Source organism: Paenibacillus glycanilyticus (assembly GCF_030161375.1).
Taxonomy (GTDB): domain Bacteria; phylum Bacillota; class Bacilli; order Paenibacillales; family Paenibacillaceae; genus Pristimantibacillus; species Pristimantibacillus glycanilyticus_B.
Map to the genome: position 1 here is coordinate 244,878 of NZ_BSSQ01000018.1, position 17,691 is coordinate 262,568.

The window sequence follows — 17,691 nt, forward strand, 5'->3', positions numbered from 1 at the left end:
AAAAAGAGGCCATCCCGTGCCCGTCATAGACAGTAATGGAATGGCCTCTCGCATGGCTAACTAAGCTGTTTCATTTACCTTTTTATTCAACATGATATGATCTATGAATTGCAGGGCGTCGCAAAACTCTTCGCCCGCGATCAAATAAGCTAGTTCCTTACGCTGAGCGGCCATGGCTGAAATATCGTTGCTTTTGCTTAGCTGAATGAACGGCAGTACCGTCTGCAGCACCAGCATTCTGCTCATGGAATCGGAATGGGAGGACCGTTCGATCTGATGCAGCAGCCAATTCAAATCGCGCGTATAGGTGTTATGAAAATAATCGACCTTGTTATATTTCTTGTACGTGTCCATCAATATAGTTCTGATATACATAAAGTCCTGGAAATATTTCAAATTCCGGCTTTGCGTAACCGACAAGTTGCTGGTATTGTCCCTGATCCGGTATTTGAATATTTTCTCGGGAATAAACGTTATTTTCTCCGCCTGGAAAAAAGATTCGGCCGTAAATACGGCATCCTGCGCGGCAACGCCTACCGGAAAGGACAGTTCGCTGTCCCTTACGAAATCCGTCCGGTAAAGCTTCAGCGCCATATTATTGGGAGCCCTCAGCAGAAGAGGATACTCCTCAATTCGAATATTCATCTTGGCATGCGTCAATTGATACTGGAACAACTCGTGTTCCCATGTCTTCTGCGAATTAAACAATTCGAACGTCCCCATCACCACGTCGCTCCCGGTTCGCTCCATTGCAGTCAACAGCTTCTCTATCCCATCCGCCAAATAAAGATCATCGGGATCCATGAAGGTGATATACGTTCCGGTTGCCCTTGCAATCCCTACATTCCTCGGATAACCCGCCGCACCGCTTGCTTTCTCTAGATGGACCACCTTAATGCATTCGTCATCCGGCATATAGCGGTCCAGCTTTGCGCGGCTATTATCCGTTGAACCGTCATTAACAATGATAACCTCCAGATCCTTCAATTGAACCGTCATACTCTCCAAAGACCGAACAAAATCATCGATATACTCCTCGACATTATAGGTGGGCACAACGATACTTACTTTTTTCATGAGATCCTCTCCGCCTCTGTTGATCTTTGTTATGCGAACCCGATAATGCAGGAATAGTAACTACTTTAATTTTACAATTTCAAGCTGGTTTTTATGATGTGACACGGCCCCATGTAAGATGTTAATTCATAGAGTCGTCCCAAAAAAAATACACCGTCAACCGCGACGATGTAGTTGTTTCCTTATAAAGTTGCGGAACCTACCGTTTCCCCTCGAATGAGAGAAACGTAGATTCTCTCCTGCTCCACCTCTTGCCCGCAGATCAGCTTCATAAGCTGCTCCGCGGCAATGGCTCCCCACTTGCGCTTCGAATAATCGATTGTAGCAAGGCGCGGTTGCATGAAGGAAGCCAGCTCCAGATTATCAAAGCCAATCAGGTGCAGATGCTTGCCAAGCACAATGTCCGGATGATTCCTTTGCAAGTAATGGCACATGCCGATCGCCATCTCGTCGTTGAAGCAGAAGATGGCCGCCGGCTCGCCATGCGGGCCAATAACGCCTTCCATTACTAATTTCGCGGCCGCATGCTCGCCCGACGACTTGTTGAAATCGCCTTCAATAACCGTAAGCGAAGCATCGCCCACGCGCTCTACGACTTGCGTGGCCGCCGCCAACCGCTGTTTGGAATCGAAGGACCCTCTTGGTCCCGTCATCGCATACAGCTTCCGGTGCCCTCGCTCCAGCAGGTATTCGACTGCCAGCGCCGCTCCGGCTTTATTGTCCAGCAGCACTTGATTAACGTTGGCATGCTTCAGTTCCCTGTCCAGCACTACCAGCTTATGTCCGCGCTCCGCGTAACTGGCGAGCTCCTTGCTGTCAAAGGTCTCGTCGAGTATAATCGCGCCGTCAATCAATCTCTCCGGAAGCATGCGATGAGACTGCTTGCCGCTGCAGACAATCAGGTCATATCCTTTAACGGACAAGACTTCCTTCATCCCTTGAAGGAGGTCTCCGTAAAAAGCCCCGCTGAAATCGGTCAAAAATACGCCGATGATTTTCGTTTCTCTCCGTTTGAGCGATCGCGCGGCAGCATTCGGGACATAGTTCAACTCACTTGCAACAGCTAGGATCCTAGCCGTTGTTTCTTCCGTTACTTTCGGATTACCGTTTAACGCGTAAGATACGGTCGATATTGAAACTCCCGCTTGTCTGGCGATGTCTTTAATGCTGACCACAGTTCCCACTCCTCCTTGTCCTCATTCTACTATAACACAAGGACTGGCGGCATCTAGATACCACCAGCCCTTCCGATTACATAAATATTTCAATCTTATTGCCTTGGTCGCCTAGACTTGCGCTCAGCAATGCTTCATCAATGCGAACGCCGCCATCCCGGTAACGGTTATCGGTATACGTCAGCTTCGTTTCTTGGCCGTTAATAACAATGCGGCTCACCCGAGTTCCCTCGCCAAGACGATACACAAATGTAATCGGCTTGCCGTTCCAGCCAAAATCAAACGTCAGACCGTCCAGCTTCTGCGGCAAGACCGGATCAATGACGAGGTCGCAGCCTGATTGGCGAATACCCAAGGCATTCGAGATCAGCTGGTTCATGTAAATCCCCGGGCCGCTGGAATAGATGCGCCATCCGCCCTTCACCTGAACGCTTCCGTCGCGCAGCTCGCCAAAGCGCTCTTGTGCATCATAACGGTTCATGAACTTGCCATCGGAGCTGCTGAAGTAGGAGTTGCTTTGGCGCAGCTCCGCGTTTGGAACCACATCCCGAAGACCAACCGGATTAATCGTCAGCAGGCCTTTCCAAACTTCCTCCGTCTTGCCCAGCTTCGCCATTGCTTCTACGAAGCGGATATGCGCATGCACATACTGCAGCCCGATTTCCCGTCCAAAGTTAGCCGCTTGCTCGGCGCGCTTGAAGTTCACGCTGACGCCGCCCGCGTAATGCGCCGGTTTGTTCATCAGGCGTACGCCATCCGGGCAGTACAGCTTCTCTTTAATAATGCGGTAATGGGCTTCAGCTTGCTCCTCGGTCAAGAGCTCGCTGATCATGCTGCGCGTCATCGGGAGCAGACGGTATTGAATGCCCGTCGTTGTATCGGTCGGATGCAGCATCAGCTTCGCTTCCTCCGGCTTCTCCATGTACACGAAGCCCGGAATCACTTCTTCCGCGAGCATGTATTGATTGAAGTCGGCTTGGATTCCCGCCGCAAGCTGCGTTAGTTCCTCCGCCAGAGCGGAATCAAAGGTTTCCAGCACGCGGCCGAATTGGGCGATGACCTGATAAGTCAGCGCAACCGTCCAGCTGCTGATCATGTATTTTTTCAACTGCGCGTTCGCGGGCTGCAACGTATCATCCCAGTCGCCGTCGCCGTAAGAAGACAGATTGGTGCCATGCAGGAAATGATCTTTAATATAGTCAATTTCCTTGATTGCGTGATCAAGGAGCGTTGCGGATTGCTCCGTGAATTCGCCCGTATGGCGAATCGAATACGGCACGCGTTGCTCAAGGATGCTATAGTCATTGGTCGCCGCCAAATAATCGCCCAGTACCTTCAGCGGCCATACGATAATATCGCCATGGCTTTCTTCCTGCTGAATCTGATAGTACCGGTCAAACATAAACCATTGCGGCCAGTTGCCATCGTCCTCGTATTGATGCGAATAAACGGTCTTCAGAATCTCCGCCACTTGCTCATACTTATGGGTAGAAAGGAAATATTCGGCCGGTCCTTGGCAGACGTCGCGCGTTCCCCAAGCTGCCCCGCCGTATTGCTCCAGGCCATGCGGCACCGAATAGTGGACGAGCATATTATGCGTGTACCACCATGCCAGCGAGTTCATTTTGATAAGTTCGGCTTGCGGAGCACCATCATGCGACAGCTGGAAACCGTTCATGACCTGACGCAAGAACGCTCTGTAACGTTCGATTTCAACTTCCGCTTGCTTCTCTTCAAACGGAAGCTCTTCGCCCCGCAGCAATCCTTGAACCGTGATGGTCCAGGAAGAAGCTGCGGCAAGCTCAAGGACAACAAGCGATGCCGCGCTTGGCGCAAGACCGCTCACAAGCGCGCTTTCGTCCAGAACGGCAACCGCCGCTCCGTCGACGCGCAGACGGTATTGCAAATCAGGGAATACGTTAGTGCTTTGGGACTTAGCATCCGCCTTAAAGATCAGCACGCCGTCCTTCTCTTCCATCTGATAAGGCAGCTCGAATTCATTGTTGTTCATCGAGATTTGGTTCGTGACCATAAACCGGTAGCTGCGTCCTTGCAGGGAACGTAGCTCAAGACGAACTTCCGGCGAGTCTACCGTCGTATAGTTCGTAATGACAAGCGTATCGTCTTCGGTCTTGTAGAACCATTTGGCATAGTTGAAGCCCATTTCGAACATCGACGGCATCGTGAGCAATCGATAAACGCCGCCTAGCTCCACATAAATCCGCTGACCGGAAGTTTTGAGCACGTTAAGCGCGTTCCGGGCGTTTGTCATCATTTTATGGAAGTTCGTGTTGCCCGCCAGAAGCTGCGAGTTAAAAATACCGTACATATAGGAAGTTGTTGTCATCACGTTGTCGGTAAGGCGGTCATTGCCGCCTGACATTAGAATATGGCCATGCGGGCGCTCGACACGCAGTTCCTTTTCTTTGAGCACCACATGCTCATGCGTCTCCGTGAAGAAAGACAACAGCTGGCCGTCTTGCAGCTCCTCCTGTACCCGGTTCGGATACAAAGCGTTAATCTCATCCGACTCCATCGGCAATGTCTCTAGCGGCGTACCGATTGTTGCGGATACCGCAACTGTCGGATACACCTCATCCGCGTTAGCCTCAGCGGCTGCGGAGGCCGATTCGGCCTCCTTCCAGGCTTCCAACACTTCCCCGAAGTATTCCAGCTTCTCAACCGCAGAAGGATGATCCTTCTTGAACAGGCCGTAGAATACGAAGCGCGCTTCGCCTTGCAGCTCCGTCTTTGGCGTTTGAAGGGCCGCATACGTAAATTCATATTGATAAATTTCATTGGCAAGCGTTGGATTAAGCAGCGCTTCCGGCACGTCTGTCTCTTTATGGCTCAAGCCATAAAACTGAAACCCGTCCGTCGAATAACCTGCCGCTCCCGTCAGCGAGCCATGCTGCATATAAGGGAATGCGCCACCCATCGGCTGATTTTGCCGGAAACAAAGCGCATAACCAAGCTGCTCGTTTTGGAACGCTTTATGGTCCACATATTGAGAAATATAAGCCTCGTTAGTACGGACTGCACCAACATCTCCGAGACCAAGATCTTGACCGTATACGACGTCAATCGTTGCGTCGCCGCCCTGAACGGTTACATCCCAGAACCAAATGCCGTGTTTCGTTAGGGTAAAAGCAACCTTGTACGTCAATTCGCCGCCAAACGCCGTTCCGTCCCATATCAGTTTATCGCCGGCTTTGGTCAAGCGGCTAGTTGAATGAATGCCAAGCAGCGGTTCGAACCGAATCCCGCTCTCCCCGTGCTTCCGCAAATAAATATTGTTCATGGACCCGTCAACCGGATGCGCCATTACTTGATTAAGCATCGTTTCTCCAGAGCGGGCGGCAAACAAATCGCCGCTGCTCCAGAAATCGAACGTCAATTCCCCGTTTTCCATACGAATACTTGCTGTATCCATCACTTTAATTATGCCTCCCCATTTGTCCAACCTCATGTTATAGCCGAAATGGTTACGTGTAGGATTGCCTATTAGCCTTATATTCTTCACATCAAGAAGACAAATTCACCTATAGAAACGTTTCGATAACTCCTAGAACAGGATTATAATCAAATCGTAAATGGTCGTCAACCATGCAAAAACATAAAATAGAAACGTTTCTATTAATTACGATGAGCAAAAAAATAATACTTGAAAGCGCTTATGCTCTGCTCTATAATGGGCGTTGAAACGTTTCAACTACAAATTAGCCTAGCATTAAACGCACGGGATTGGCCTTAAGAACAACTGTGAAGGAGGGAATCGGGACTCAATCGAAACGTTTCTCAAACAGAGGATTGACTAAAAGCACCGAATAATCGAAGCATTGCCACTGCATACTATTTTTTAACAACCGACAACATGGGGAGGTCTTGTTTTAATTATGACATTCAAAAAATCTCTTACAGCAACGATCGCGGGTTCCGTTCTGCTTATGGGCATGCTTTCCGCATGCGGAGGCAATAAAGCGGAAGACAATAACACGGCAGCGGAAGGCGGCTCCGGCAAAAAAGTTACCCTTAACGTATGGGGCATGGGTGAAGAAGCGAAATCTCTCCCGAAAATCGCCGAGCAATTCGAAGCTGAAAATCCGGGTATCAAAATAAATGTTCAGCCGCTTCCATGGGATACCGCCCATGACAAGCTGCTCACGGCAGTTGCATCGAAAAAAGGTCCTGACGTCGTTCAAATGGGTACGACTTGGATTCCGGAGTTCGCTAACGCAGGCGCTCTAATGGATCTGTCCTCCGATATCGGCAATTATCCGGAGCTTGCAGACTCCAACTTCTATGACGGTTCCTTGAACACAACGAAATATGACGGCAAAACCGTAGGCGTACCTTGGTACATCGATACTCGCGTCCTCTACTACCGTACGGATCTTCTGAAGGAAGTCGGCTATGACCACGCGCCAAAAACTTGGGATGAGCTGAAGGACGCAGCGGACAAGCTGAAAGCACGCGGCACCGGCAAATACGGCATCAGCCTGGACGTGAAAGAACAAACCCTTATGTTCACGTTCGCGCGCCAGAACGGTTCGAAATTGCTCGACGGCAACAAGCCGCTGTTCAACGAGCCGCAATTCGTCGAAGCGGTTGACTACTTGAACAGCTTCTTCAAAGACGGAGACGCTCCGCTTGACCTTGGCATCGACATCGTTGCAGGCTTCAAAGGCGACGGCATCCTGCCGATGTTCATCAGCGGTCCTTGGATGGTTAAGCTGATTAACGACCAAGCGCCTGAACTGAAAGACAAATGGGCTACTGCGGTTCTTCCTACGAAAGAGAACAACGTCTCGGCGCTTGGCGGCTCCAACCTGTCCGTCTTCCAATACACCGAGCATAAAGAAGAAGCGATGAAATTCCTTGCTTACATGAGCAAGCCTGAAACGCAGCTCAAATGGCTGGAACTCGCAAACGCGTTGCCTTCCACGAAAAAAGCTTGGGAAGATCCAAAGCTTGCTAGCGATCCAAACCTGAAAGTAATCGGCGAGCAAATGAAGAGCTCCGAACCAATGCCTCTTCTGAAGCCTTGGGAGCAAGTTGCGCAAGAAGCTTTGAACTCGTTCGAGAAGGTCTACCGCGGCCAATCGAAGACGCAAGACGAAATGGACAGCTTCAATAAGAAAGCTACCGAAATTCTAAGCAAGTAAACTTCTTGGAATATAAGCAACAAAGCCGGCGGCAATTCTGAAACAGATATGCTGCCGGTTATATTCTTTTTTGCGGCAGAAGCGCAAAGGAAAGGAAGCACGGATGAAGGGATATTCTCAGAGTAAAGCGCCTTATTTTTTCATCGCCCCCGCTCTAATTTTACTTATTTTGTTTTCTTTGTTACCGATTGTTGTCGCTCTGGTTATCAGCTTTACGAACATGGATCTGGCCGGCCTCGCCGACTGGTCGAACATCTCTTTTGTTGGAATCGATAATTATGTGGACGTATTGGCCGATCCGGTCTTCGGCAAGTCCATCTTAAATACATTATTTTATGTCGTGATTGGCGTGCCGCTTATTCTGATCGGCTCCCTCTTGATCGCCATCATCGTTAATTTCGGAGGCAACCGCGTCTTTAATGCCTTCCGTGTCGTGTATTACATGCCTTCCGTAACAAACGTGGTTGCGGTCGCGGTTGTGTGGACTTTGTTGTACAACCCTATCTTCGGTCTGCTCAACTATCTGCTGGATGCGGTTCACCTGCCGGCCGTACCTTGGCTTCAGGACCCGATCATGGCCAAAATCTCCCTCATTATTATGGGCGCATGGCGCGGGATGGGCCTGAACATGATCATCTTTATCGCGGCGTTGCAAGGCATTCCGAAGTCGTATTACGAAGCGGCTCAGCTCGACGGAGCCGGCAACTTCAGACAGCTTCTCTATATTACGATTCCGATGCTCCGGTTCGCGATCTTCTTCGTATCCATTACGACGATGATCGGCTGGCTTCAATTCTTCGAAGAACCGTTTATTATGACGGACGGCGGACCGCTCGACAGCACGACTTCCGTCGCCTTGTTTATTTATCACAACGGCTTCCAGCTGAGCAACTTCGGCTATTCGGCTGCGGGTTCATTCATATTGTTCTTCGCAATTATTCTCATCACGTTCTTGCAGTTCAAGCTGCAGGGCAAAGATACGGATCTATAAGGAGGAGGTGAGCAAATGAGCGCACATGCAAAATCTGGATCTGGTGCGGCCAAAAACGACCTAGCGTTAAAATGGGCCCTTGGCGTACTGCTTACCATAGGCGGAATCCTGGTCATCCTGCCTTTCATATGGATGATTCTCTCTGCCTTCAAGTCGGAATCGGAGATGCAGAACATCCCTCCTACCTTCCTGCCCGTCGATGCTACGTTTGATAACTTCAAACATCTGTTCACCGAGATGAACTTCGGCGTTTACTTGAAGAACACGCTCATCATCGTCGTGTTCTCCTTTGTTGGCCTATTCCTGAACGCCATGGCCGGCTTCGGATTCGCCAAATATAAATTCAAAGGCGGCAGCGCCTTGTTCTATCTCGTACTCGCAACGATGATGATTCCGGGTCAAGTTACGATGATCCCGATCTATCTGATTCTGAACGAGATGCATCTGACCAACACGATGACGGGCATCATCCTGCCTGGTCTGGTTGGCGCCTTCGGCATCTTCCTGTTCCGCCAGTTCATGCAGACGATTCCGGACGAGCTGCTTGAAGCAACGCGCCTCGACGGCGCAAGCGAATTCCGCACCTTCATGCAGATCGTGCTTCCGATCTCGAAGCCGATCCTTGCGGTACAGGGCATTCTTGCTTTTATCGCCGGCTGGAACAGCTTTATCTGGCCGCTTATTATCGCCAACGACGAGAAGCTGTACACGTTGTCCGTCGGCCTGACTTTGCTCAAAGGCCAATACGGCGGCAACTTCGCGCTCCAGATGGCCGGCTCGACCTTCATGGTCATCCCGATCATCGTGATCTTTATCATTTTCCAAAGACATATTATCGAGAACTTCTCGATCTCGGGAATGAAATAAGCGGTTTGCAAACGAAAAGCGGTTGTGCCATTGGCACAGCCGCTTTTTTGTTCGTCCAGCGTTACTTGCTCCCCAGCCACAGCCTATACCGTCAAATACTTCTTGATCACTTCGTCGCTAAGCTCCTCTAGCCCGCCTTCCCAAGCCACCGCACCTTTGTCCAGCACGTAGAAGTAGTCGCCTACGCTTTTGACAAAATCGAGGCTTTGCTCGATGAGCAAAATCGACGTCTTGCCGTCCGCCTTGATGGATCGGATGACGTCGCGAATATCGTCAACGATGGACGGTTGTATGCCTTCGCAAGGTTCATCTAGGAGCAGCAGGTCCGGCTTAGAAGCAAGCGCCCGCGCGAATGCCAGCTGTTGCTGCTGCCCGCCGCTCAAGTCGCCGCCTCGACGGCCGTACATGGAAGGGAGCACCGGGAACTTGGCAATCGCCTCTTCCGGTACCGCACGAACCGCCTTTGGTTCCCGCGAAGCCTCAAGCCCGACTAATATGTTCTCATATACGGTCAGCTGTCCGAAAATTTCGCGTCCCTGCGGTACATAACCGATCCCTCGTCTGGCCCGGCGTCCCGGCGCAGCCTTCGTCAGTTCCTGCCCGTTGTAAGACACGGTTCCTCTCCTCGCCTTAAGCAAGCCCATAATACTCTTCATGAGCGTCGTTTTCCCGACTCCGTTGCGGCCAAGGAGGCAGACCACCTGCCCGGGTTCTACCCGCAGCGTCACATTCCGCAAAATAACGCTTTCCCCGTAACCTGCCTCAAGCTGTTGAACGGCTAACATCCGCATCCCTCCTTTTCCCCAAATACACCTCGGCAACGCGGTCATCCCCCTGTACTTCTTCCATCGTGCCTTCCTTCAGCAGCTTGCCTTCATGCATGACCGTCACCTTGCTTGCAAAGCTCCTGACAAACTCCATATCATGCTCAACGACCACAATGGAATGCTGGCGGGCAATTTCAACCAGCAACTCGCCTGTTTTGTCCGTTTCCTTATCCGTCATGCCCGCAACCGGTTCATCGAGGAGCAAGACCTCCGGCTCCTGCAGCAGCATCATGCCAATCTCAAGCCATTGCTTCTCGCCATGCGACAAGCCGCCCGCCCGCCAGTCTGCCTTATTGTGCAGTCCAATCATAACAAGCTGCCGCTCGATGCGTTCCCGCTCCTCCGCCTTCATCCGGGCGAACAATACTGTAAATACGCCGCGGCGCTGGCGCAAGGCAATCTCCAAGTTCTCGAACACCGTCATCGACGGAAAAATCGACGGCGCCTGGAATTTGCGGCCGATGCCGAGCTGAGCAATCTGATGCTCTTTTTTCTTCGCCAGATCAATCGTTTGCTTGAAGGCAACCGTCCCGGAGGTCGGCTTCACCTTGCCGCAGATGACGTCCAGCATCGTCGTTTTGCCCGCGCCGTTTGGGCCGATCAGGAAGCGAAGCTCCCCTTTCCGCAGATGCAGGCTCATTCCCTGTATCGCTTTGAAGCCGTCGAAGGCTACCGTCACGTCATCACATTGCAGGATGCTCGATTCGCTCATGTTCCACCTCGCTCCTTTCCTCTCTTTTTCGCTTGAATTTGATCTTGGCGAGCAGCCCCGTTAACCCGTTAGGCAAAAAGACGACAACCAGGATAAACACGCCGCCGAGGAAATATGTCCACCCTTCCGGATACGTCGTGCTGAATTCGCTCTTGGCCCAGTTCATAAGCACAGCGCCAAGCGCCGCTCCGATCAAAGTGCCGCGGCCGCCGATCGCCACCCATAACACCATCTCAATGGAAGGCACGATTCCCATCATGGACGGGGAAATAATGCCGACATGCAAGACGAACAACATGCCGGCAATTCCCGCGATAGCCGCCGACAACGTAAATATGACCATCTGATACACCGCCGGGTTGTAGCCGATGAACCTTACCCGGTTCTCTCCGTCGCGGATCGCGCGGAGCACCTTGCCGAACCTGCTCTTGACCACGTAACGGCACAAAATAAATACGACGATAAGAACCGCTGCCGTCACCCAATACAACAGCCGCTTCGTATCGGGAGAAGCAATTGATTCCCCTAAAATTTTGCTATAACCCGTAACGCCGTTTGTCCCGCCGGTATAGGCCTGCTGGCCAACGAGCAGCGTTGTCGTAATAATGACGAGCGCTTGCGTCAGTATCGTGAAGTACACGCCGCGAATCCGGTTGCGGAATGTGAAAAAGCCGAGAAACAACGCGAGTGTGGCAGGCAGTAGAATGCCCATTAGCACGGCAAAGCCAAAATACTCGAACGGCTTCCAGAACATCGGCAACTCGCTTAATCCGCTCCAACCCATGAAGTCGGGCATCTTCCCGCCGCTTGCTTCAAGCTTCAGGTACATCGCCATCGCATAGGCGCCTAAGCCAAAAAAGATGCCATGCCCCAAGCTCAAAATGCCGGTATAACCCCAGATCAGATCGAGTCCAAGCGCCACAATGGCAAAGGCAAGAAACTTGGCGAGCAGATTCAGACGGAAGTCGCTTAAGAACATCGGCGCGGCGAATAGCGCCGCCGCGGCCGCCGCATACCCGGCGAGCAGCCATAAACGCTGGGGAGATAATCGTTTTAGCGTAAACATCCTGTTCTCCACCTCTCTCTATGAATCAAGCGAACGCGAGCGCATCGCCACGAATCCCATTGGTCTCCATTGCAGGAAGGCAACGATACAGAGGAATACGAGCACTTTGCCTAGCGATGCATTCGTCCAATATTCAAACATCGTATTAAACACTCCGATTCCAAGCGCGCCGAGAATAGTGCCGACCAGCTTGCCGACGCCGCCAAGCACGACGACCATAAACGCATCCACGATATAATAAGTGCCAAGCGAAGGTCCGATTGGACCTAGCAGCGTTAGCGCGCATCCGGCAATGCCGGCAATCCCGGATCCAATCGCAAACGTCATTGCATCCACACGGCGCGTCGATACGCCAAGACAAGCGGCCATGTCGCGGTTTTGCATCACGGCCCTCATCCGTCGCCCTTCGAGGCTGCGGTAAATATAGAAGTACATCGCAAGCAGCGTAAGCACAACAAGCCCGAGGATAAACAACCGTTTGTAAGGAAGCACCGCGCCAAGGAAGTTCACGCCGCCGTCCAACCAGGAGGGGCTCGTCACCGCAACGTTAGGCGCTCCGAAGATCGATCTGGCCAGTTGCTGGAGCACAAGCCCAACGCCCCAGGTAGCAAGCAGGCTATCAAGCGGCCGGCCGTAGAGAAACCGGATGAGGCTCGTTTCTAGAATGAGACCAAACAGAAAGGCAATAAGGAAGCTGACCGGAATGGCGAGCACGAAATACCAATCGAACATCGACTTCGGCAAATAGTCGTTGAATATATTTTGCGTCAGATACGTGGAGTAAGCGCCGATCATAATAAGCTCCCCATGGGCCATATTGATGACCTTCATCAAGCCAAACGTAATAGAAAGACCCAATGCGATAAGCAGCAATATCGAGCTGACGCTCAGCCCGTTGAACAACTGCAGGACAAAGACCTCCATATGCCTTCAACTCCTTCATGATTTCCCGCAAAAAAAGAAAGGGAGTATCCGAAGCGATCACTCTGCCGAATACTCCCTTCTCTTGCCTTAGTCCGTCGGTTTGATGCTAGCCGCCCAATCGTAACCTTTCAGGAACGGATCCGGCATTACCGCGCTTCCGGAATTCCACAACTCCTTGAACTGCCCGTCGGATTGTACTTCGCCGATCCTTACCGTTTTGTAAATATGCTGGTTCTCTCCGTCGATCTTCACTTTGCCCTCCGGCGCATCCCACTCAAGATCCTTCGCCGCCGCCTTCACTTTATCCACGTCCGTGGAGCCCGCTTTCTCGACTGCCGCTTTCCAGAGATACACCGCGGTGTAACCCGCTTCGATCGGGTCGGCCGTTACGCGGTCTTCGCCGTATTTCTTCTTGTAGTTCTCCACGAACGTTTTGTTCGCGGGCGTATCCGTCGTCTGGTAGTAGTTCCAGGCCGCCAGATGGCCTTGAAGCACGTCGACGCCGATACCGCGGATTTCTTCTTCCGCCACCGATACGGAGAGGGTCGTCATGTCTTTTGACGAAATACCCGCATCTTTCAACTGCTTGAAGAATGCGACGTTGCTGTCGCCGTTCAGCGTGTTGAACACGACGTCCGGCTTCGCTTCTTTTATTTTGCTAATGATTGTGCTGTAGTCGGTATGGCCAAGCGGCGTATATTCTTCGCCTACCATTTCGCCGCCTTTTGCTTTCAATTGCTCTTTAATGATCAAGTTTGCCGTACGGGGGAATACGTAGTCCGAACCAAGCAGGTAGAACTTCTTGCCCCGGTTCTCGAGCAGCCAATCCACGGCAGGAACGATCTGCTGGTTTGTTGTTGCGCCGGTATAAAAAATGTTAGGGGAAGCTTCGAGGCCTTCGTACTGAACCGGGTACCAGAGCAATCCGTTTAATTCTTCGAACACCGGCTTCATCGCCTTGCGGCTGGAAGAGGTCCATCCTCCGAATACGGTAGCCACTTTATCTTCGGATAATAACTTACGCGCTTTCTCCGCAAAGGTCGGCCAATCGGACGCGCCGTCTTCCTGGACGGCCTCAATCTTCTTGCCAAGCACGCCGCCTGCCGCATTGATTTCCTCGATCGCCATCATTTCCGCGTCGCGGACGGACACCTCGCTGATCGCCATCGTACCGCTTAAGGAATGCAATACCCCAACCTTGATGACATCGCCGGAAGCGGCTCCCGAACCGCTTTCTGTCGCCTGCGATGCAGGTTCCTCATTGTTGCCGCAAGCTGCCAGCATTAAGCTGAGCGCAACCGTTATTAGCCCCGTCTGATACAACCGTTTCTTCATCATCTCTCCACTCCCCAGTTCTTCTATGTTTTTCTATACACGAACAATTTACTGGTATGTATTACCAACGTTCGCATCATCATTATAGGGGGTGGTCAATTTTGATGTCAACATATATAACACATGTTTTCAAAAAAGAAGGAAATTAGGCTCATTAAATGATCGTTTCAGGATAAATTTCGATAAAATACGTCATTTTATTTAACACTTCAACATGGTTAACTAGTATTTAATGACATTTAATTAACACTATATGTAATTATTATAGTTGTCTCGTTATTGAAACTTAACATCCGCAGCAGACGCTGGCCCATGCGCCTTTAACGATGCGGCACATCCTTAAGCGGCAAAATGTGCATGGCGCGAGCGCGGTTAACGATGTGCGATATCGCTAAGGTTGGTGGATATGCGGAATGTCGGGGCAAAACTAGCTAGGTGGTTAGGCTTAACGATGCCACGTATCGTTAAGGAAAAACAAATGCATGGCGCGAGCGCGCTTAACGATGTGCGGTATCGCTAAGGTTGGCGGAAGTGGGGAAATTCGAGGGTAAACGAGGCAATTAAAAGGGCTGTCCCCTTAGCGCTGGGACAGCCCTCTCGATTATTGCTGCAGTTCCGCCTGTGCCGCCGGCGCAGGCTTCCCGGCTTCGATCAGCCGTTTGTTGCTGGCGAAGAACAACGTCAGAATTAACACCAGCAAGCCGGTTCCGACGAGCAGCCATTCAATCTCGATTACGTCCGCAAGCGGACCAAAGATAAGCATGCCAATCGGCATCATGGAGGTCGAGATCATGCCAAAGATGCCAAAGATACGCCCCATGTAGTTCGGATCGACCTTTTCCTGCAGCATGACGGTTGTTGGCGTATTTGCTAGCGGCATCGCAATGCCGAACACGGCCATTACAAACAAATAAAGCCAGAAGATCGGGATGACTCCCAGCAGCAACGTGCATATCCCCACGATCAGATTCGCAAAAGTCATGGTGTATATTTTGTTGCGGAAGCCGCCCCATGACGCGATAATCGCCCCGCCGGCCATCATCCCAACCGAGAAAGCAATCTCGATAGCCGTCAGCCGCCAATAATCATCGCCGAAGCTGCGCGTTACTTGAAGCGGCGTCAAGAACGCGGCCGGAGCCATCAGCACAAAAAACATAGCGAAAAACATAAAAAACGTTTTCAAAAAACTATGATTCTTAATATAGGCAAGCCCCTGCTTAAAGTCCTCTAGGTAACTTGTCGATTGAGCATCCGAAGCCTTCTGATGCAATGGAATCCGCAGAAATATAAACAACGTCAAGATTGCAACGGCCGCCGTTACCACATCAATAAAGAAGATGATCTCCATGCTCGCCACTGTAAGCAACGTCGCGCTGACAACTGGAGCAACAAACATCATCAACGCCTGCAGCGTTCCGTTAATTCCGTTAATCTTCGTAAGCTTATCCTCCGGCACTATCTGCGGCAGAATCGCCCCAACGGCAGGCGTTTGAACTCCCGCTCCCAGCGCGCGGACAGCCGCAACGACAAACATAAGCCATGGCTCGTCATAGCCTAGCAGGAAAATAATCGCGAGAATTAACGTAACGATCGCAATCATAGAATCGGCGATCATAATGAGCGTTTTCCGGTTGAAGCGGTCCGCCCACACGCCGGCAAACGGCGACAACAGAAACGTGGGAATAAAGCCGCACACAATAAACAAAGTCATCATTAAGCCGGATTTTGTACTCAGGGTTACGTACCACATAATGGCGTATTGAACTAAGGCGGAACCAAATAACGAGATCGTCTGACTGCTCAGAAAGAGAATAATGTCTCTCTTCCAATTCCTTCTCTCATCGGTTGTTGTCATCTCTACTTCCTTCCCTGAAATAATGATAGACTATCCCTTCCAAGTCATATCCATATTACGGGCAAGGCATTCTCTCTGCAATTAACTTCTTAGCTCTAAAAAAGCTAGAGATTCCGTTCTTTTATGAAAACTTAACGATCCCCATGAATGCTTCTATCTCCCCTACGCATAGATTTAATATAAAAAGCTAGGAGGAATTATCATCAAAGCGATCGTATGTCCCAAATACGGAACACCTGAGGTTCTTCAGCTCCAGGATGTCGAAATGCCCATCCCTAAAGACAATGAGGTGCGGATTAAAATCCACGCTGCCGTCGTCACCCCTTCCGACTGCGCTTTCCGCCGGGCAGACCCGTCTTTCATTCGGTTTATGTATGGCCTTAGACGTCCCAAATATTCCATATTAGGCGTAGAGTTTGCCGGCGAGATCGAATCGGTAGGCAAAACGGTTACGGCTTTCCAGCCCGGCGACCAAGTGTACGGCATTAGCCCAAGCAGCTTTGGCGCGCATGCCGAATACGTCTGTTTGCCGGAGGACACACCGATATTCCGCAAACCGGACAATGCCACCTATGAAGAAGCCGCAGGTCTTTGCGACGGAGCGCTAACGGCATTGATTTTCTTAAGAGACAAGGCTAACCTGCAACCCGGTCAGAAGGTATTAATTAACGGCGCTTCAGGAGCTGTTGGCGCATATGCCGTGCAATTGGCCAAATACTACGGAGCCGAAGTTACCGGCGTATGCGGCAGCGGCAATACGGAAAAGGTAAAATCCTTCGGAGCCGATCATCTTATCGACTATACCCGAGTGGATTTTACCCGTAACGGCCAACTATATGACGTGATTTTCGACGCTGTCGGCAAACGTTCTTTCCCGCAATGCAAGGATGCGCTTACGCCAACGGGCATGTACCTAACCACGGTTCCCAGCCCCGGCGTTATGCTGGATATGCTGCGGACTTCAAGATCAAGCGGCAAGAAAGCGGTGTTCACCGCTGCGGGCCTTCAGCAAAACAAAGCCAATCTTGCTTTTCTCAAAAAGCTGTATGAAGCAGGCCGCTTCATGCCGGTCATCGACCGGCGCTACTCGCTGGATCAGGTGGCCGAAGCCCATAAGTACGTGGAAACGGGACATAAAGCAGGAAATGTCATCATTTATTCAACGGAAGAAAGCGCAGGCTGTTGATACAAATAGAAGATATAATCCGTCATCGTGGAGGCGTATCCCAACTGACGCAGCATAGTCGTCACGTTGCCCCGGTGGTAAGAACCGTGATTCGCCACTTGCAGCACAATTTCGGATAAACGGGTTTCGCGTACTCCGGCGTATGGATTGTTCAGCGTGATGGACTTCTCCAAATCGCCTACCTGCTGAAACCACTCTCTGTATTGTTCAGCCAATAGTTCGTATAGCGCAGCATATTCATCTACGGATTGAAGCTGGAGCGCGTTTAACGGCATGCATTCCTGTAGCGCTTCCCCCATCTCCGTGCCGGTTAGCACCAAATACCACATTTTATCTACCGTATAGATGTGATTAAGAGCATGGGCAAGAGTCGGATACGACGAACCGCTCACTTCTTCGTTCAATACCGAGGCTGGCAGCTCTTTGATTCTCCCTATAATCTTTTCATTGGCCCATCTGTGATACTGGTACATCTCTACCGGATAATTCGTCATTGCAATCGACTCCCTTG

14 protein-coding genes are annotated in these 17,691 nt (G+C 51.0%); 4 read left to right on the forward strand and 10 right to left on the reverse strand.

The window, feature by feature from the left end:
* Positions 1–60: 60 nt before the first annotated feature.
* The 3 genes from QQK89_RS23645 to QQK89_RS23655 all read right to left on the reverse strand — a co-directional run bounded on the left by QQK89_RS23645 (position 61) and on the right by QQK89_RS23655 (position 5,685).
* Positions 61–1,077 carry a glycosyltransferase family 2 protein gene (locus QQK89_RS23645; RefSeq protein ID WP_284241150.1) on the reverse strand — a complete coding sequence of 339 codons (1,017 nt, stop codon included), beginning with the start codon at positions 1,075–1,077 and terminating at the stop codon, positions 61–63.
* Positions 1,078–1,259: 182 nt separating this feature from the next.
* Positions 1,260–2,252 (reverse strand): LacI family DNA-binding transcriptional regulator, encoded by a 993-nt coding sequence (locus QQK89_RS23650; RefSeq protein WP_284241151.1) that lies wholly within the window; start codon positions 2,250–2,252, stop codon positions 1,260–1,262.
* 76 nt (positions 2,253–2,328) lie between these two features.
* Positions 2,329–5,685 carry a GH36-type glycosyl hydrolase domain-containing protein gene (locus QQK89_RS23655; RefSeq protein ID WP_284241209.1) on the reverse strand — a complete coding sequence of 1,119 codons (3,357 nt, stop codon included), beginning with the start codon at positions 5,683–5,685 and terminating at the stop codon, positions 2,329–2,331.
* Between the two features lie 463 nt (positions 5,686–6,148).
* Here QQK89_RS23655 and QQK89_RS23660 point away from each other — a divergent pair, with 463 nt between their 5' ends.
* From QQK89_RS23660 to QQK89_RS23670, 3 genes are all read left to right on the forward strand, one after another.
* Positions 6,149–7,417 carry a sugar ABC transporter substrate-binding protein gene (locus tag QQK89_RS23660; protein WP_284241152.1) on the forward strand — a complete coding sequence of 423 codons (1,269 nt, stop codon included), beginning with the start codon at positions 6,149–6,151 and terminating at the stop codon, positions 7,415–7,417.
* Between the two features lie 103 nt (positions 7,418–7,520).
* A complete protein-coding gene (locus QQK89_RS23665; RefSeq protein WP_284241153.1) occupies positions 7,521–8,408 on the forward strand; it encodes a carbohydrate ABC transporter permease in 888 nt (295 codons plus the stop codon).
* 15 nt (positions 8,409–8,423) lie between these two features.
* Entirely contained in the window at positions 8,424–9,275 is an 852-nt protein-coding gene (locus QQK89_RS23670; protein WP_284241154.1) for a carbohydrate ABC transporter permease, read from the forward strand.
* Positions 9,276–9,358: 83 nt separating this feature from the next.
* Here QQK89_RS23670 and urtE read toward each other — a convergent pair whose 3' ends face one another.
* The 6 genes from urtE to QQK89_RS23700 all read right to left on the reverse strand — a co-directional run bounded on the left by urtE (position 9,359) and on the right by QQK89_RS23700 (position 15,994).
* Positions 9,359–10,060, reverse strand: coding sequence for an urea ABC transporter ATP-binding subunit UrtE (gene urtE / locus QQK89_RS23675; RefSeq protein WP_284241155.1), 702 nt, complete (start codon positions 10,058–10,060; stop codon positions 9,359–9,361).
* Entirely contained in the window at positions 10,038–10,814 is a 777-nt protein-coding gene (gene urtD / locus QQK89_RS23680; RefSeq protein WP_284241156.1) for an urea ABC transporter ATP-binding protein UrtD, read from the reverse strand. The genes urtE and urtD overlap by 23 nt, the downstream gene beginning before the upstream one ends.
* Positions 10,786–11,880 carry an urea ABC transporter permease subunit UrtC gene (gene urtC / locus QQK89_RS23685; protein WP_284241157.1) on the reverse strand — a complete coding sequence of 365 codons (1,095 nt, stop codon included), beginning with the start codon at positions 11,878–11,880 and terminating at the stop codon, positions 10,786–10,788. The genes urtD and urtC overlap by 29 nt, the downstream gene beginning before the upstream one ends.
* An 18-nt stretch (positions 11,881–11,898) precedes the next feature.
* Positions 11,899–12,804 (reverse strand): urea ABC transporter permease subunit UrtB, encoded by a 906-nt coding sequence (urtB, locus tag QQK89_RS23690; protein ID WP_284241158.1) that lies wholly within the window; start codon positions 12,802–12,804, stop codon positions 11,899–11,901.
* 87 nt (positions 12,805–12,891) lie between these two features.
* On the reverse strand, positions 12,892–14,142 hold the full coding sequence (gene urtA / locus QQK89_RS23695) for an urea ABC transporter substrate-binding protein (protein ID WP_284241159.1): 1,251 nt from the start codon (positions 14,140–14,142) through the stop codon (positions 12,892–12,894).
* A 598-nt stretch (positions 14,143–14,740) separates the two neighbouring features.
* Positions 14,741–15,994, reverse strand: coding sequence for an MFS transporter (locus tag QQK89_RS23700; RefSeq protein ID WP_284241160.1), 1,254 nt, complete (start codon positions 15,992–15,994; stop codon positions 14,741–14,743).
* A gap of 202 nt (positions 15,995–16,196) precedes the next feature.
* Here QQK89_RS23700 and QQK89_RS23705 point away from each other — a divergent pair, with 202 nt between their 5' ends.
* A complete protein-coding gene (locus tag QQK89_RS23705) occupies positions 16,197–17,180 on the forward strand; it encodes an NAD(P)-dependent alcohol dehydrogenase (RefSeq protein WP_284241210.1) in 984 nt (327 codons plus the stop codon).
* Here QQK89_RS23705 and QQK89_RS23710 read toward each other — a convergent pair.
* Complete coding sequence (locus QQK89_RS23710; protein WP_284241161.1) at positions 17,150–17,674, reverse strand: DinB family protein; 525 nt, start codon at positions 17,672–17,674, stop codon at positions 17,150–17,152. The two genes, QQK89_RS23705 and QQK89_RS23710, sit on opposite strands and share 31 nt — an antisense overlap.
* Positions 17,675–17,691: the final 17 nt, after the last annotated feature.

Coding starts and splice junctions, on each gene's coding strand:
- QQK89_RS23645 (WP_284241150.1), bottom strand. CDS start 1,077: ATGAAAAAAGTAAGTATCGTTGTGCCCACCTATAATGTCGAGGAGTAT.
- QQK89_RS23655 (WP_284241209.1), bottom strand. CDS start 5,685: ATGGATACAGCAAGTATTCGTATGGAAAACGGGGAATTGACGTTCGAT.
- QQK89_RS23660 (WP_284241152.1), top strand. CDS start 6,149: ATGACATTCAAAAAATCTCTTACAGCAACGATCGCGGGTTCCGTTCTG.
- QQK89_RS23665 (WP_284241153.1), top strand. CDS start 7,521: ATGAAGGGATATTCTCAGAGTAAAGCGCCTTATTTTTTCATCGCCCCC.
- QQK89_RS23670 (WP_284241154.1), top strand. CDS start 8,424: ATGAGCGCACATGCAAAATCTGGATCTGGTGCGGCCAAAAACGACCTA.
- urtE (WP_284241155.1), bottom strand. CDS start 10,060: ATGTTAGCCGTTCAACAGCTTGAGGCAGGTTACGGGGAAAGCGTTATT.
- urtD (WP_284241156.1), bottom strand. CDS start 10,814: ATGAGCGAATCGAGCATCCTGCAATGTGATGACGTGACGGTAGCCTTC.
- urtC (WP_284241157.1), bottom strand. CDS start 11,880: ATGTTTACGCTAAAACGATTATCTCCCCAGCGTTTATGGCTGCTCGCC.
- urtB (WP_284241158.1), bottom strand. CDS start 12,804: ATGGAGGTCTTTGTCCTGCAGTTGTTCAACGGGCTGAGCGTCAGCTCG.
- urtA (WP_284241159.1), bottom strand. CDS start 14,142: ATGATGAAGAAACGGTTGTATCAGACGGGGCTAATAACGGTTGCGCTC.
- QQK89_RS23700 (WP_284241160.1), bottom strand. CDS start 15,994: ATGACAACAACCGATGAGAGAAGGAATTGGAAGAGAGACATTATTCTC.
- QQK89_RS23710 (WP_284241161.1), bottom strand. CDS start 17,674: ATGACGAATTATCCGGTAGAGATGTACCAGTATCACAGATGGGCCAAT.